Source organism: Azorhizophilus paspali (assembly GCF_043587585.2).
Lineage (GTDB): Bacteria > Pseudomonadota > Gammaproteobacteria > Pseudomonadales > Pseudomonadaceae > Azotobacter > Azotobacter paspali.
In genome coordinates this window covers 3,032,591-3,044,826 of the sequence record NZ_CP171449.1, presented here as the reverse complement: position 1 = coordinate 3,044,826, position 12,236 = coordinate 3,032,591, and the positions used below count along the sequence as shown (strand labels likewise).

The following is a 12,236-nucleotide window of genomic DNA, read 5'->3' as shown; positions in this document are numbered from 1 at the left end:
TTGCGAATTTGCTGTGAGGGTTCCGAGGAAGCAAGGTTTATATACCGAAAACGGGGCGGTTGCAGAAGTTGAGTGCAACACGGTTACTGGATTGAAGCAGGCGCAGCATGATGCAAAGCCAGTACTTGCGTCATTACTTCGATCGGGCACTTGAAGTCGAAGCGTTTGCGCGGTCGGATATTCAGCTCATAGGCGACCGCATTCAACTGCTCCTGGCTATAGATCGATAGGTCCGTGCCTTTGGGCAGATACTGGCGGATCAGGCCGTTGATGTTCTTTTTGCTGCCGCGCTGTCTGGGGCTGTGCGGATCATGGAAATAGATCGCCACCCCGGTCTTTTGGGTGATCTCGGCATGCCGCACCCTCTCTCGCCCCTGGTCGTAGGTCATGCTCTTGCGTATCCCGGCGGCATGCGGTTCAGCGCCGCGCTGGATAGTGGAAGGGCTACGGTTCAGCAGGCGGGTAATACCGATCTGGATCGTGGTTCGTTAAGACATGGCAATACCCTATAGAAACTGTCAGGTATTGCACTCGGATTTTGCCGCCGCCCGGTTTGACGCGCCATGATGCCTCCTTCCGGCCAAGCCGATCGAATGAAGAGGAAGAGTGGAAATCGAACTGGCGATAGTGCATCGGTAAAAGCATCGCAAACGAGTTCGCTTTTACCCATGCACTATCAGACTGCTCTCTCGGTTCTCCAGGGGCGCATCCATTTCGCCGGTTCAATATTGGGCAAATGCCTTATGTGATTGCCCTGTCGGTACGATGATTCGGGTTGCCTTGCCTGGGAGGGGCGAGGAAGCGAAAAGGGCAGCTCCTTTTCTTAGGGGCTGCCCTTTCCATTCGGCTAGAACACGCTCAAGCGAAGCTTAGAAAGTGTTGAAGCTGTTGCCATCCTTGGCAACGCTGTAAGACTGTACGCTGATGCCGGATATATCCTCGTTGGAGCCAGCGAACTCGCCATCCACAACTAGACGCAGCTTGTTGCGACCTTGAGCTACCGCGAAGGTGGGGTCAGTGGCCTGGGCCGCGGCGTAGACCTGACCGATTATGATCTGAGCAGTCGAAGCCTGTGCTTCCAAGGAGGCGCTTTGGCCTTCAATGGCGGACAGCGGGAAACTGACCGATTTGCCTGCGTCGTTGAACAGGGTCAGATAGACATTGCCTGTAACGTTGGTCTTGTTAGTAATGCGGATATAGTTCGCGAAGGCTCCAGCGGGATTCAGGGCCAGGTCGACATAGGCAGTACTTCCGTTCTTGGCCAGTTCGCCCACTTTGCCAAGGCTGATGGTGGTGTTAGCGAGGCTCGAGCCGCTCGCTGCGCCAACTTTCAGCTCGGCAGTATAAGTTGCTGGAACGATGACCGTGGTACCGTCGACGGAGTATTCCAGTTCATCATAGCTTGAGGAGGAACCAAGCTCAGTTGTTCCATCAAAATCAAACGTAGCAGTCTTTTCAGTAACTGCAGTTGCAGGAACGCCATTCAATTCAACTTTGCTCAAATCGAATGCGCCCGCTGCGGTTTTAGCTGCGCTGAAATCACCAGTAACGACTACTTTGCTGGCGGTACCGGTAAGATCAGAAAGAACAACGCTCGAAGCAGTATCGTATTTTTGCAACGTTTCGTTCAGCGCAACACGTATGCCTCTGCTGGTCCCACCGATAGTGGCGGAAGTCGTGCTGTTAGTGAACTTAGTGGCGGTCGGAGTAGCTGCAACGTCGATAATTTTCTGAGTAGTGGCCGCAGCGTCGGTACCGGCAATCAGGCCCGGTACGAAAACGATATAAGGAGCCGCTGCCTTGCTATAGAGCTTGTACGAATCATTTCCCTCCACAGCTGACTGTGCCTGACCGTAAACACTGAAGGCAGCGGTTACATCTGCTTTACTAGTCAGAATCAGGTTGCCCAGAGTAAGTACTACGTCATCGCTGGAAGTAAGTGTTGCACCCGTCACTTCGAAAACCACGTAGCTTTCATTAGCGCCACCAGCCACGATTGTGCTGAAAGCAGTACCATCAATTGCCAAAGTAGGGGCAGCAGAGAAGAGGTTACCATTGTTCAGCGAGATACGGATATAGCGCGTTTCAGAGCTCGCAATATCTGTACCCAGTTCCCAAGTCAGCGCGTCATTGGTGGTTATAGTGTTGCTGAAAGTCAGCTCGTTCGGGATTCTGTTTGGAACGAGCGGGGTGACGGTGTAGTCGACGTCTATAGCGAAAGCATTAGCGCTCAGAGCGGCAACAGCCAGGGCGAGCAGGGATTTTTTCATCATTACGGAGTGACTCCAAATAAACGTGGTGGCCCGAAGGTTATCGGGCTGGTCCTTTACACCGGGGCCTGCTCCTGCCGTGCCCTTTCCGGATGGGCGGCTAGCTGGCCAGCCAGGCGGGTCTCTGTACAGAGGTAACCGCAGGCGATAGTAGCCAATAGTTATGAAAGTGCAAGTATGCATCTAGCATTTTGTTATGAATTAGAGTTAGGAATTGCCTTGGGTCAATGGCCTGGATCGCTGCCGGATGGTAGGTAAAAGGCGCGATATTCGTGGTTTTTCGTATCATTTCGCCAGATCGAGCCAGGGCAGCCCCGATTTTGAGGTGTGATGGTGGGCAGGCGTTTTGTACGGATTAAGACAGAATAGTGTCATCAAATTAAACCAAAATGCCATTCTTGCGAGGTGGCGGAGGCAGGCTCCTGGCTGGGGCGGGTAAAAGCAATCGCGAACGGGTTCGCTTCTGCGGGGGCTGATGATCTGTAGGCTGGTAGTGTCGATCGAGGCATCGATCCGTGGCGACCGAGGCAATGGAATGCCGGATAGCGGATTTCCACATGCCGCCGATCCGCGGCGCGGGCGTTTTTCCGAGCCGGGGCGGCCTTACCTGGTCACCACTGTCACTCGAGGCCGCAAGCCGGTCTTTCGGCATTTCGGCGCCGGGCGTCTGCTGGTCGACGAAATGCGCCTGAGCGAAAGGGATTCGCTGGTCGAATCGCTCGCCGGGGTGATCGTGCCGGACTGTCCGCGGCGGTTGCTGGTGTTGCGTAGCGGTTCGCTGGCCACCCTTCTCAAGGGAGCAAGGCTCGCAGCGCCTAGGCCATCACCTGGAAGTTCGGCTTGAGCGGCCGGCTCCGGCAATGTGCTTATCATGATCGCGCCATGCGCTGGAATGACGACCTGCAGCGATGTTGTCGCCAATCCCCAGCGTGTCGAGTTGATCCCGAAACTGGTGGGCTATCCGCTATGGGAGGCGGTGTGACTGTGAACAAGTTAGCTGGAGGACGGATTCATTCGCGATCACGGATGAATCCGCTTCTATAGGGCAGATACGGCCTGTGCCCACAGGAGCGATTCGCTCCTACGCATGCACGTCGGCGCCGTCAGATTCAAGGGCGATGCGCGGGGGCCGGCGGGGCTTCCGTGGCATGGGGCGCATAGGCCGGCGGCAGGCGATGATCGCCGCGGCGTTCGAGACTGTCGCTGTTGTTCAGCGACAACTGCTCGCGGTAGGTGCGGCTGAGGTCCTGGGCCTCGTCGAAGTCGCGGATGACGTAGGGGATGATCATCACGATCAGTTCGGTGCGCGCCTCGCTATTGCTCTGCGACTTGAACAGATTGCCGATCCAGGGAATGTCGCCGAGCAGCGGCACGCCGTTGTCGCCCTTGCCCTTGTTGCTGGAGATCAGTCCGGCGAGCATCACCGAGCCACCGTCGCGCAGGGTGAGGGCGGTTTCCACCCGGCGGTTGTTGATGATCGGGGTGAGGGTGTCGCCGGTGCCGGTATCGGTGCTTTCGGAAAGCTCCTGACTGATCTTCAGGTCGACCACGCCGCTGGCCTGCACGGTGGGCTTGATGTTGAGCAGCACGCCGGTCTTGCGGTACTGCACGGTCTGGGTGATGGGCGCATTTTCGGTGTCGGTGGACTGGGTGGTGCCGGTGACCACCGGAATTTCGTTGCCGACCTCGATGGTCGCTTCCTCGCCGCTGCGCACCAGCAGCTTGGGGCTGGAGCGGATCACCGCCTGGTTGTTGTCGTAGAAGGCGTTGAGGGTGGCCTTGGTCTGCCCTGCGCTGTTCAGGGCGCTGATGTTTAGGCCGCTCGAACCTATGCCGTTGGCGGTGCCGAAGATCAGTTGCTTGCTGCCGAGGCTGCCGGTGATGTTTTGCCAGTCGATGCCGAGGCCTTCTTTGTCGTTGAGGTTTACCTCGGCGAGCAGCACGTCGATCATCACCGAAGGCACCGGACGGTCCAGTTCTTCGAGAAGCGGGCGCAGCTTCAGCCATTCCTGGCCGCTGCCCTTGTAGATGATGGCGTTGCGGTTGGCGTCGACCACCACGCTGCCCTGTTCGGGGTTGCCGGCGATGCTGGTCGGAGCGCTGGCGCGGGCGTTCGCGCCGGTGCCGGTGACGCTGCGGGTCGGTCCGCTGGTGGCCAGGCTTTCGCCGGTGGAAGCGCCGGTGGGGGTGACGGTGTTGCTGGTGTTGAGGCCGGTGTCCGGGATGGTCGCGCTGTAGCCTAGGGCGCCGAGCATGCTGGCGATGCCGGCGGCCTGAGTGTTGCGTACCTGGTAGAGGAACAGGCCGCTCTCCACCTGTTCCTGGCTCTGGCGGTCGAGCAGCTCGACCCACTGGCGGGCGGTGGCGAGGATCGCCGGATCGGCGGCGAAGACGATCAGGCGCTGCAATCCCTTGAACTTGAGCACGGTGACGCCGCCGAGCGGCGGGGTTTCCGATACGTCGTAGCCCTCGGCTTGGAGCACCTTGACCAGCGCCGTGCCGAGTTCGTCGGCCGAGGCGTAGACGGGGCTGATGGCCAGGCTATGGCTACCCTTGAGGGCCGGCTGGTCGAACAGCTCGATGGCCTGGCTGGCCTGGCGGATCAGGTCGATGGGGCCGCGCAGCATCACCGCATTGCTCAACGGGTCGCTACTGACCTTCAGGCTGCTGCCGGCGAACATGTCCTTGAGCCAATTGACCATGGAGTCGCTGCGCACCACGCGCATAGGGATCTGCTGGAACACGGGGCGGTGCGACATGGGCACCTCGGGCAGGGCGCCACCGCTGACCAGCAGGGGCAGGCTGTCGTTGGGAGCGTTCTGGGCGGACTGGAAGAACAGCACGCCCTCGCGTTCGGTAACGGCGACGCCGTATTCGGAGAGCACGAAGCGGGCGGTGGCGAAGAGGTCGGCCGGTGCCTGCGGTTCGCTCAGGCGCAGGGAGATCAAGTCGGTCTTGCCCTGCAGTTCCGGACTGATGCCGAAGGACAGGCCGAGGCGGTTGCCGAATACCTCGTTGATGAAGGCCGGCAGCGGGAAGTTGTTCAGGTTGAGGGTGATCGGCTCGCCGGTGAGGTCCTGGCCGAGCTTGTCGGCGCTGGCGACGACGTAGCTCGGCCCCTGCTGGCGATGCTGGCCGGGCGTCGTCTGGAAGCGCGGGATCTTGGGTGCCTGTTCGCCTCGCGCCGCTTCGGCCCGCAGGGTGCTTTCGCCGGCTTCCTGGCGCATCGGCGGGCGCAGCGGGCCGGGCAGGGGCTCCGGGTTGGGGTCGATGGCGCAACCGGCCAGCAGCAGGCTCAAAGCGAGCGGGCCGAGGGAGTGGCGCGGGAGGCGCCGGGCAGGCGATGCGGGACGTGTACGGCGAGTCATTCGCGGGTCTCGGTGTTTGCGGTGGCCCGCGGGGTGTCCACCGGGGCGGTCGGGGCGTCGATGGGGTCGGGGTAGAGGGGCAGCATCCCTGTCTGTCCATCGGTGTCCTGCCAATGCAGGCGAGTCGCCTCGATGCGGCTGATCCGGCGCCGTTCGTCGAGCGCATCGCCAGGCGCCAGGGTGCGGATATTGCGCTGCGGGTCCTGGAGCAGGGCGCTATGGCGGCGGCCCTGGCCGATCACGCCGATCAGGGTCCAGGCCTGATGCGTGCCCTTGCCGGCAGCCGCCACTTCGGCGCCCTGTTTCGGGTCGGCCGGGGTCCTGCCGGGCCAGAAGGTGGCCAGCTCGGCGGGGAGGGTGGGCTGCCGGCGTTCGAGGGGCGCGGGCCAGTTCCAGGGATCGTCGCCGGCCGATGCCTCAAGTGGGTCGGGCAGCGGCCACAGGTAGCCGATCAGTGGCAGGCCGGGTAGCAGAGCGAGAATAGGCAGCAGAGGGCGGAGCTTCACGGCGCACTCCAAGGGGCGTACCAGACGGTAGCGATCAGCGAGAAAACCAGGTGCTTACCCTGCTGTGCCTGCACGTTGAGGCTGTCGATGCGGTAGCCGGGGCTGCCCGCCTCCATGGCGGCGATCAGGTTGTAGAGCTGTTCGCCCTGGGCGTTACCGGCCAGGCGCAGTTGCAGGGGGATCAGGCGGCTGTCGGGATCGGCCTTGCCGGCGGTGGAGACCTCGATGCGGATCTGCTCCAGGCGCTGGCGTTCGAGCAGGGCCTTGGCGTTCGCCTGGATGTCGGCGCGGGCGAAGGCTTCGCTGTCGGCGCTGCCGAACAGGGCCTTGCGCTGGTCTTCGAGCTGCACGCGGGCCTGTTCCAGGCGTTCGACCCAGGCGTCCTGGCTGGCCAGTTGGCGGGCATCGAGCAGTTCTGCGTGGAGATCGGCGATGGTGGCATGCAATTCGTGGCGGCTGTCGCCGAGCAGCAGATTCAGGTAGAGCAGGGCGATCAGCGGGATGGCCATCAGCCCGAGGCGCAGGCGCGGATTGGCGGCCAGTTGCGCGCGGCTTTTCGCCCATTCCTGTTGCCACCATTCCTTCATTGGCGGACGGACCTGTCTGGCAGAGGGATGGCCTGGAGCGTGACCATGTCGTTGCGCGCTTCGGGCTGCACCTGTACGCCGCCGAGCAGGCCGGTGGCATCCAGGCGCTTGACGTAGTCGCGTGGGTCGGGACTGGGATCGCGCAGGAAGATCTGCAATCGGCTGGGTTGGTAGTCGTAGCGTTGCCAGAGGCCGGCCGAGGACGGCAGGGCCTGGCCGAGCCGGGCGATCAGCTCGCTCTGGCTGCCCTGCAGCAGATCCCGGCGGGTCTGCCAGAGCTGGCGGTCCTGCAAGGCGCGACGGCGCGCCTGGGTTTGTAGCTGGTTGTCTTCTTCGAGACCGGCGAGCTGTTCGCGCAGGTCGTGCCGCTGCCGATTCAGATCCAGCCAGGCGCCACCCTGCAATAGCAGACCGGCGAGTAGCAGCGCGGTGCAGGCGACGAAGGCGAGTTGCTGGAGCAGTTGGCGGTCGGCGGCCTGCAGGGGGGTACGTTGCACCGGATCGAGTCGCAGGAGGTCATCGCCGCTCTCGGGAGTGGCGTGCCAGCGGCTGTCGATCAATTGCCGGTTCTGCCAGCGCTGCCACTCCTGGCCGTGCAGGCCGGCGACCAGGCGTTCGCCCTCGTGCAGCGGAATGTCCAGGCTGAGCGCGGAGTCGGGCAGGGTGCTGTAACGGTCGCCGGCCGGCAGACGCTGGCGCAGGGCTGCCCGGTCCCAGATCCACAGTTGGGCGCGTGCGTCCTGCCAGCAGACGTAGTATCCCGGTTCGGCGAAAGGGGAAAGCAGCAGCAACTGCTGGCGCAGGGCCTGGTCGCGCTTGCCGGCGGGGATCTTGTCGAAGTTCAGGCTGAAGTGCAGGCACAGGCCGCGCGACAATAGAACGCGCGGACGCAGGCCCGGATAAGGCTGCTGCCGGATGCTGTCGCGGTCAATCGTCCATTGCTGGCTCGAACAGCGGCGGAAAAGCCAGTGATAGAGGCGCTGTGGAAGGCTGCCGCAGACTGAAAGCAAAGGTGTAATCAATTTCCCACGGGGCGAGTCTGGAGGCGGGCGTGGATGATAGCCCAAGCCATAATAGCTGTCTGCCTTCGTCAGCCCAGAGCTGGATACGCAGGAATGGCGAAGCTTGGCTGGGCGTTTCCTGCGGGTCGAGCGGAATAATGCGGCCAAGACGCTGGTTGGCTTCGGCGAGGTCGGCGAAGGGACGCTTGTGCCGTTCGTCGACGAGCGCCTGGGCGAGGTCGTCATCGATGCCTGGGATGGTTCGCAGGACTTCCCGGGGCGCCGTGTTGATGTTGTGCAACTGGCCGCTACGGGAGGTGATCAGCGGCAGGAGCCGGAGGAGGTCATCTTGCAGGGCCGTGCCGTCGAGCAGGTTGAAGATCTGTCCGGGGCTGATCATCGGGCGCTGCGGCGGTGGGGGAAGGCCCTGGCTGGCGTAGTCGCTGGAAACGGCACCGTTGAGGCGGCGCAGGTCGTCCCGGTCGGTGTAGTCCTGCAACTGGTCGAGGAAGCGTTCGGTCTGTTGCGGGCTCAGGCCGTGCTGCCGGAAGAGCGCGCTCCAGCGCTCGCGATCGGGATCGAGCAGGCTGAGCAGCGAGCCTTCATCCTGCAGGGCGAAGCGGCTGTTGCCGAGGCCCTGGTAGGTCTGGCTATCGACCTTGAGGTGCGGCAGTGCGTTGATGTCCAAAATATCCTGGCCGCGGGAAAAGGGATCGTCGTTGTCCGTCCGGCTGGCGGGTGTCTGCAGCAGGTAGGCGTTCTGCACCAGCGGACGGGTTGCGACGATATGCAGCAGGGTGGCCAGGGTGGCTTCGCTGTCGAGTTTGCCCTGCAGGCGCTCGCGCAACTGGTAGGTCTGTTCCATGCGCTGCTCGGCGTAACCGGCGATGAAGGCGGCGACCAGGGAGAGCACCGTCAGCAGGCCGAGCACGGCGATGAGGGCGAAGCCTTTTTGTTTCATCAGAGATCCCGGTAGTCGAGGCGCTGGAAGGTGCGTCCGGGCAGGTTGGCGTACCAGCGCAGCGGCGGTTCTCCAGGCGGGGTGATCTGCAGCAGGATGGCGCCGGGTATCTGCCCGTCCATCTGCTCCGCCGCTTCGGGCCAGCGTTCCGCGGGTGTGCCCTGCAGCGAGCGGTAGACAAACTGACCCTGGCTGCCGGCCGGCCAGGTGGCGATCACCCATTGCAACTGGCCGGGCTGGCTGTAGGTGAGTTGCAGGCGGCCACCGATGCCTTCTTCCAGTCGCCAGGCGAAGAAGCTGACCTGACCGGGAAGGCCGAGCAGGGGACGGTGGGTGACGCCTTCCAGACTGCGGCCGTCGCCCCGGAACTGGCGTGGCGGGTCGAGTTCGGCCTGGGTCCCGGCGAGGGTCGCGGCGAACCAGCCGTAGCCGAGTTCGAGGGGGATGCTGTCGAGCTGCCGGCGCTGGACCCGCTCGTAGAGACTCAAGGCATTGCCGAAGCCCTGCATGAGCAGGCTGCCGATCAGGGCGAGCAGAGTCATGACGACCAGCAGTTCGAGCAGGGTCATGCCACGCTGGCGCGAGGAAAAGCGGAAGGTGGGGGCAGCCATTTCAAGATCTCCGGCCGAATATCGTCGGCCGCTTGTCGGCAAGGGTTGTGGTGGCGGATTTAGCCATGGTTGGCGACGAAGAGCGGAGCATCGCGAACAGGTTCGTTCCTGCCAGAGCGCCATCGATCTCTTCGGACAGGAGAGGCTCTGCGAGACTTCGACGGGAGTGGGTTTCAGAGGCCATCGGCAGGGTCGGGCAGCCCGGGCTTCAGCCGGTAGTTGACGATGCGGGTATGCAGGGGCGGCAGGCTGCGCGTCGTCGAGCGGGCGGTCAGGGTGACGGCGTAGAGCGAGAGCAGGAAGTTGCTGCCGCCATATTCTGGGCTGCGGGTGTTGTCGGCTTCCAGGGCGCTGGCCTGCCAGTCGACGCTGATGGTGCCGGACTCGAAGGTGCCGTTGGGACGCCGGGCCAGATCGACGGTTTTTAGGTACTGCATGGCGCTTTCGATCGCCGGGCCGGCATCGATATAGAGTTCGGCGCGTTGCAGTTGCGTCAAGCTGGTATTGATCCAGGCGAACAGGGCCATACAGGCACCGGCGAGGATGACCAGGGCGACGATGGCTTCGAGCAGGGAAAAGCCCCGTTGTCGTTTCGGCGCCGGCTGGCGGTAGGCAAGCATTTCAGGAGGACCACTGGCAGAAGGGGGGCGGCAAGTGAATGCTGTAGCGGTGATCGTCGCCCTGCCAGATTTCGAGCTGGCCGCCGAGACAGGCGCCATTGCCCTGGTAGAGGATCGGCGGATTGGCCGTCGCGCGCCAGGCGCTGGGCAACTGGACGGGCGCCCCTTGCTCGTCGATGCGCAGCGTGCTGCCATCGCGCAGGGCGAGCAGGGGAAGACCATTGATTTGCCGGCGCACTTCGAGCAGTTGGTTTTTCAAGGTCAGCTTGTCGCCCATGTCGACGAAGCGGGGGGCGACGATTCCGGCGACCAAGCCGATTAGGCTGAGCACGACCAGCAGTTCGAGCAGGGTGAAGGCGCGCTGCGGGCGCATTTATTTTTCCAGGATGCCGACGTCGCTGTCCTGTCCTTCGCCGCCGGGTTTGCCGTCGGCGCCGAGGGAGTAGAGGGCGAAGCCCTGCAGATTGTCGACCGGAGCCTTGTACTCATAAGGGTTGCCCCAGGGATCTTTCGGCACTTCGTCTTCCAGATAGGGGCCTTGCCAATTGCGGGTGTCGCCGGGGGCCTTCATGAGGGCGGCGAGGCCCTGCGCGGTGGTGGGATAGGAGCCGATGTCGAGCCGGTAAGTCTGCAGCGAGCCGCGCAGCATTTTGACCTGCGTTTCCGCCGTCTTGACCTTGGACTTGTCCACGTTGGAAAACAGGCGCGGGCCGACCAGGCCGGCCAACATGCCGAGGATCACCAGGACGACGAGCAGTTCGATGAGGGTGAAGCCCCGTTGCCGGGTACGGCGGTGAATGAGCGGTTTCATGAGGGTGGTGATTTCCGTGAGTTAGACGGCCATGTCGTTGACGCTGGTGATGGCCAGGATGATGCCAAGGATGATAACGCCGATGACCGAGCCGATCAGCAGGATGGCGGCCGGCTCGATAAGGGCCAGCAATTTTTTCATGCGGTTCTTGCTGTTGTCTTCGTACAGGGTGGCCAGGGAAGACAGCATTTCGGCCGCTCGGCCGGTACGTTCGCCGACCCTCACCAGGTTGATGCCGGTGCGGTTCAGCATGTGGGTTTCGGCCAGGGCACTGGAGACATTGCTGCCCGAGCGGACCAGACGGATCACCTCCTGCATCGCGGCGCGCTTGCGGGGGATGCGCATGGCGTGGATCGACAGTTCGAGGGCCGCGAGCAGATCGACCTTGCAGCCCAGCATGGCGGACAGGGTATAGGACCAACTGGCCATGTCGGTTTCGTCGAGCCAGCGGCCGATGACCGGCAGGCGTGACAGCCAGTTGGTCAGGCTGGCGCGCAGGCCGGGTCGACGCAGAGCGCCGATGGCGGTGGCGAGCGCGCATGCAAGCCCGGCCAGCAATAGATCCCAGTGAGCGTTGAACCAGGTACCGGTGGTCAGGACGCAGGTGGCCAGCCAGGGCAGTTCCGTCGCGTTCTTGTTGAGCATGCCGCTGAACTTGGGGACGACCACGATGAACATGAGCAGCACGGCGGCGACTCCGGAAACCACCAGAATGGCCGGGTAGGTCAGGGCATTGCGCAGTTCGTTGGCGGTGCGCTCGTCGTATTCCATTTTTTCCTGGGCGCGCTTGAGGGCTCCGGCCAAATCGCCGGTGAGTTCGCCGGCCCTGACCAGGTGCAGCAGGTAGTCGGGAAGCGGCAGGCCGCAGCAGGCCAGTGCCTTTGAAAAGGATTCGCCATGTTGCAGGGCGCGAGCGATACCGGCGAAGGCATGGTCGATCTTCTCGTGGTGGCCGGCATCGGCCATCGCTTCGATGGATTCGGCGAGGGAGACTTCGGATTCGATCAGGCGGGTGAGTTCGTGCAATGCCTGGGTGATGTGCTGTCGGCTCAGGCGAGGGGCGAAAAGGCCGGGCTTGCGCTTGTCTTCCAATGGATCGAGTTCGACCGGGACGATGTTCTTGGCCTGCAACTGGCGCAAGGCTTCGAGCTTGTCGCTGGCCTCCAGCAGGCCGGTCTGCCGTTCTCCCTGGGCATCGAAGCCTTCGTAGGCGAATTTCATCCGGTGCACCCCGGCTTGCTTTCGTCCGCTACTACCCCGATCGCAGATGAATCCGCTTCTATAGGATAGGGGTGTCCGGCAGGAGCGAACTTGTTCGCTATGTTTCTGTTTTTACTGGTCATTGCAGATGAGTTCGCTCCCGCACCTTGGCAATCCCTGCGGCTGCCCACCGTACTGCTCGCAGCTTCCCGATAGTGAAAGGCCTGGAGATATCATCCGTGCCCAGTCGAGGGCGGCATTGTAGAGGATCGGCGTTTTTTTGGGGGAAAGCCCCGTGCCG

The 12,236-nt window shown here is 62.7% G+C and carries 12 protein-coding genes and 1 pseudogene; 1 reads left to right on the top strand and 12 read right to left on the bottom strand.

Annotated elements, in window-relative coordinates; all coding sequences use genetic code 11:
• Positions 1-83: 83 nt before the first annotated feature.
• Both ACGI6K_RS14755 and ACGI6K_RS14750 read right to left on the bottom strand, forming a co-directional pair.
• A pseudogene (locus ACGI6K_RS14755) lies at positions 84-436 on the bottom strand (IS30 family transposase); the annotation flags it as partial.
• Between the two features lie 433 nt (positions 437-869).
• Positions 870-2,273 carry a hypothetical protein gene (locus tag ACGI6K_RS14750; protein WP_376946496.1) on the bottom strand — a complete coding sequence of 468 codons (1,404 nt, stop codon included), beginning with the start codon at positions 2,271-2,273 and terminating at the stop codon, positions 870-872.
• A 532-nt stretch (positions 2,274-2,805) separates the two neighbouring features.
• On the opposite strand from ACGI6K_RS14750, the gene ACGI6K_RS14745 reads away from it, so the two are divergent.
• On the top strand, positions 2,806-3,114 hold the full coding sequence (locus ACGI6K_RS14745; protein WP_376946493.1) for a hypothetical protein: 309 nt from the start codon (positions 2,806-2,808) through the stop codon (positions 3,112-3,114).
• A 265-nt stretch (positions 3,115-3,379) separates the two neighbouring features.
• Here the strand turns inward: ACGI6K_RS14745 and ACGI6K_RS14740 are convergent, their stop codons facing one another.
• The 10 genes from ACGI6K_RS14740 to ACGI6K_RS14695 form a co-directional block, all read right to left on the bottom strand.
• Positions 3,380-5,638 (bottom strand): hypothetical protein, encoded by a 2,259-nt coding sequence (locus ACGI6K_RS14740; protein ID WP_376946491.1) that lies wholly within the window; start codon positions 5,636-5,638, stop codon positions 3,380-3,382.
• Positions 5,635-6,144, bottom strand: a complete 510-nt coding sequence (locus tag ACGI6K_RS14735; protein WP_376946489.1) for a hypothetical protein — start codon at positions 6,142-6,144, stop codon at positions 5,635-5,637. Before ACGI6K_RS14735 ends, ACGI6K_RS14740 begins: the two co-directional genes overlap by 4 nt.
• Positions 6,141-6,731 carry a GspMb/PilO family protein gene (locus ACGI6K_RS14730; protein ID WP_376946487.1) on the bottom strand — a complete coding sequence of 197 codons (591 nt, stop codon included), beginning with the start codon at positions 6,729-6,731 and terminating at the stop codon, positions 6,141-6,143. Before ACGI6K_RS14730 ends, ACGI6K_RS14735 begins: the two co-directional genes overlap by 4 nt.
• Entirely contained in the window at positions 6,728-7,606 is an 879-nt protein-coding gene (locus ACGI6K_RS14725) for a hypothetical protein (RefSeq protein WP_376946485.1), read from the bottom strand. The genes ACGI6K_RS14730 and ACGI6K_RS14725 overlap by 4 nt, the downstream gene beginning before the upstream one ends.
• 52 nt (positions 7,607-7,658) lie before the next feature.
• On the bottom strand, positions 7,659-8,693 hold the full coding sequence (locus tag ACGI6K_RS14720; protein ID WP_376946483.1) for a general secretion pathway protein GspK: 1,035 nt from the start codon (positions 8,691-8,693) through the stop codon (positions 7,659-7,661).
• Positions 8,693-9,304, bottom strand: a complete 612-nt coding sequence (locus ACGI6K_RS14715; protein WP_376946481.1) for a PulJ/GspJ family protein — start codon at positions 9,302-9,304, stop codon at positions 8,693-8,695. Before ACGI6K_RS14715 ends, ACGI6K_RS14720 begins: the two co-directional genes overlap by 1 nt.
• Positions 9,305-9,477: 173 nt before the next feature.
• The gene (locus ACGI6K_RS14710; protein ID WP_376946479.1) at positions 9,478-9,924 is read right to left on the bottom strand and encodes a type IV pilus modification PilV family protein; all 447 of its coding nucleotides are present in this window, start codon (positions 9,922-9,924) and stop codon (positions 9,478-9,480) included.
• A gap of 1 nt (position 9,925) precedes the next feature.
• Positions 9,926-10,297, bottom strand: a complete 372-nt coding sequence (locus ACGI6K_RS14705) for a prepilin-type N-terminal cleavage/methylation domain-containing protein (protein WP_376946477.1) — start codon at positions 10,295-10,297, stop codon at positions 9,926-9,928.
• Entirely contained in the window at positions 10,298-10,735 is a 438-nt protein-coding gene (gene gspG / locus ACGI6K_RS14700; protein ID WP_376946475.1) for a type II secretion system major pseudopilin GspG, read from the bottom strand.
• A gap of 21 nt (positions 10,736-10,756) precedes the next feature.
• Entirely contained in the window at positions 10,757-11,956 is a 1,200-nt protein-coding gene (locus ACGI6K_RS14695) for a type II secretion system F family protein (protein WP_376946473.1), read from the bottom strand.
• Between the last annotated feature and the right edge of the window lie 280 nt (positions 11,957-12,236).

What these genes read in the sequence shown, in the direction of transcription:
- ACGI6K_RS14750 (WP_376946496.1), bottom strand. Translation starts at nt 2,273, where the DNA reads ATGATGAAAAAATCCCTGCTCGCCCTGGCTGTTGCCGCTCTGAGCGCT.
- ACGI6K_RS14745 (WP_376946493.1), top strand. Translation starts at nt 2,806, where the DNA reads ATGCCGGATAGCGGATTTCCACATGCCGCCGATCCGCGGCGCGGGCGT.
- ACGI6K_RS14740 (WP_376946491.1), bottom strand. Translation starts at nt 5,638, where the DNA reads ATGACTCGCCGTACACGTCCCGCATCGCCTGCCCGGCGCCTCCCGCGC.
- ACGI6K_RS14730 (WP_376946487.1), bottom strand. Translation starts at nt 6,731, where the DNA reads ATGAAGGAATGGTGGCAACAGGAATGGGCGAAAAGCCGCGCGCAACTG.
- ACGI6K_RS14720 (WP_376946483.1), bottom strand. Translation starts at nt 8,693, where the DNA reads ATGAAACAAAAAGGCTTCGCCCTCATCGCCGTGCTCGGCCTGCTGACG.
- ACGI6K_RS14715 (WP_376946481.1), bottom strand. Translation starts at nt 9,304, where the DNA reads ATGGCTGCCCCCACCTTCCGCTTTTCCTCGCGCCAGCGTGGCATGACC.
- ACGI6K_RS14710 (WP_376946479.1), bottom strand. Translation starts at nt 9,924, where the DNA reads ATGCTTGCCTACCGCCAGCCGGCGCCGAAACGACAACGGGGCTTTTCC.
- ACGI6K_RS14705 (WP_376946477.1), bottom strand. Translation starts at nt 10,297, where the DNA reads ATGCGCCCGCAGCGCGCCTTCACCCTGCTCGAACTGCTGGTCGTGCTC.
- gspG (WP_376946475.1), bottom strand. Translation starts at nt 10,735, where the DNA reads ATGAAACCGCTCATTCACCGCCGTACCCGGCAACGGGGCTTCACCCTC.
- ACGI6K_RS14695 (WP_376946473.1), bottom strand. Translation starts at nt 11,956, where the DNA reads ATGAAATTCGCCTACGAAGGCTTCGATGCCCAGGGAGAACGGCAGACC.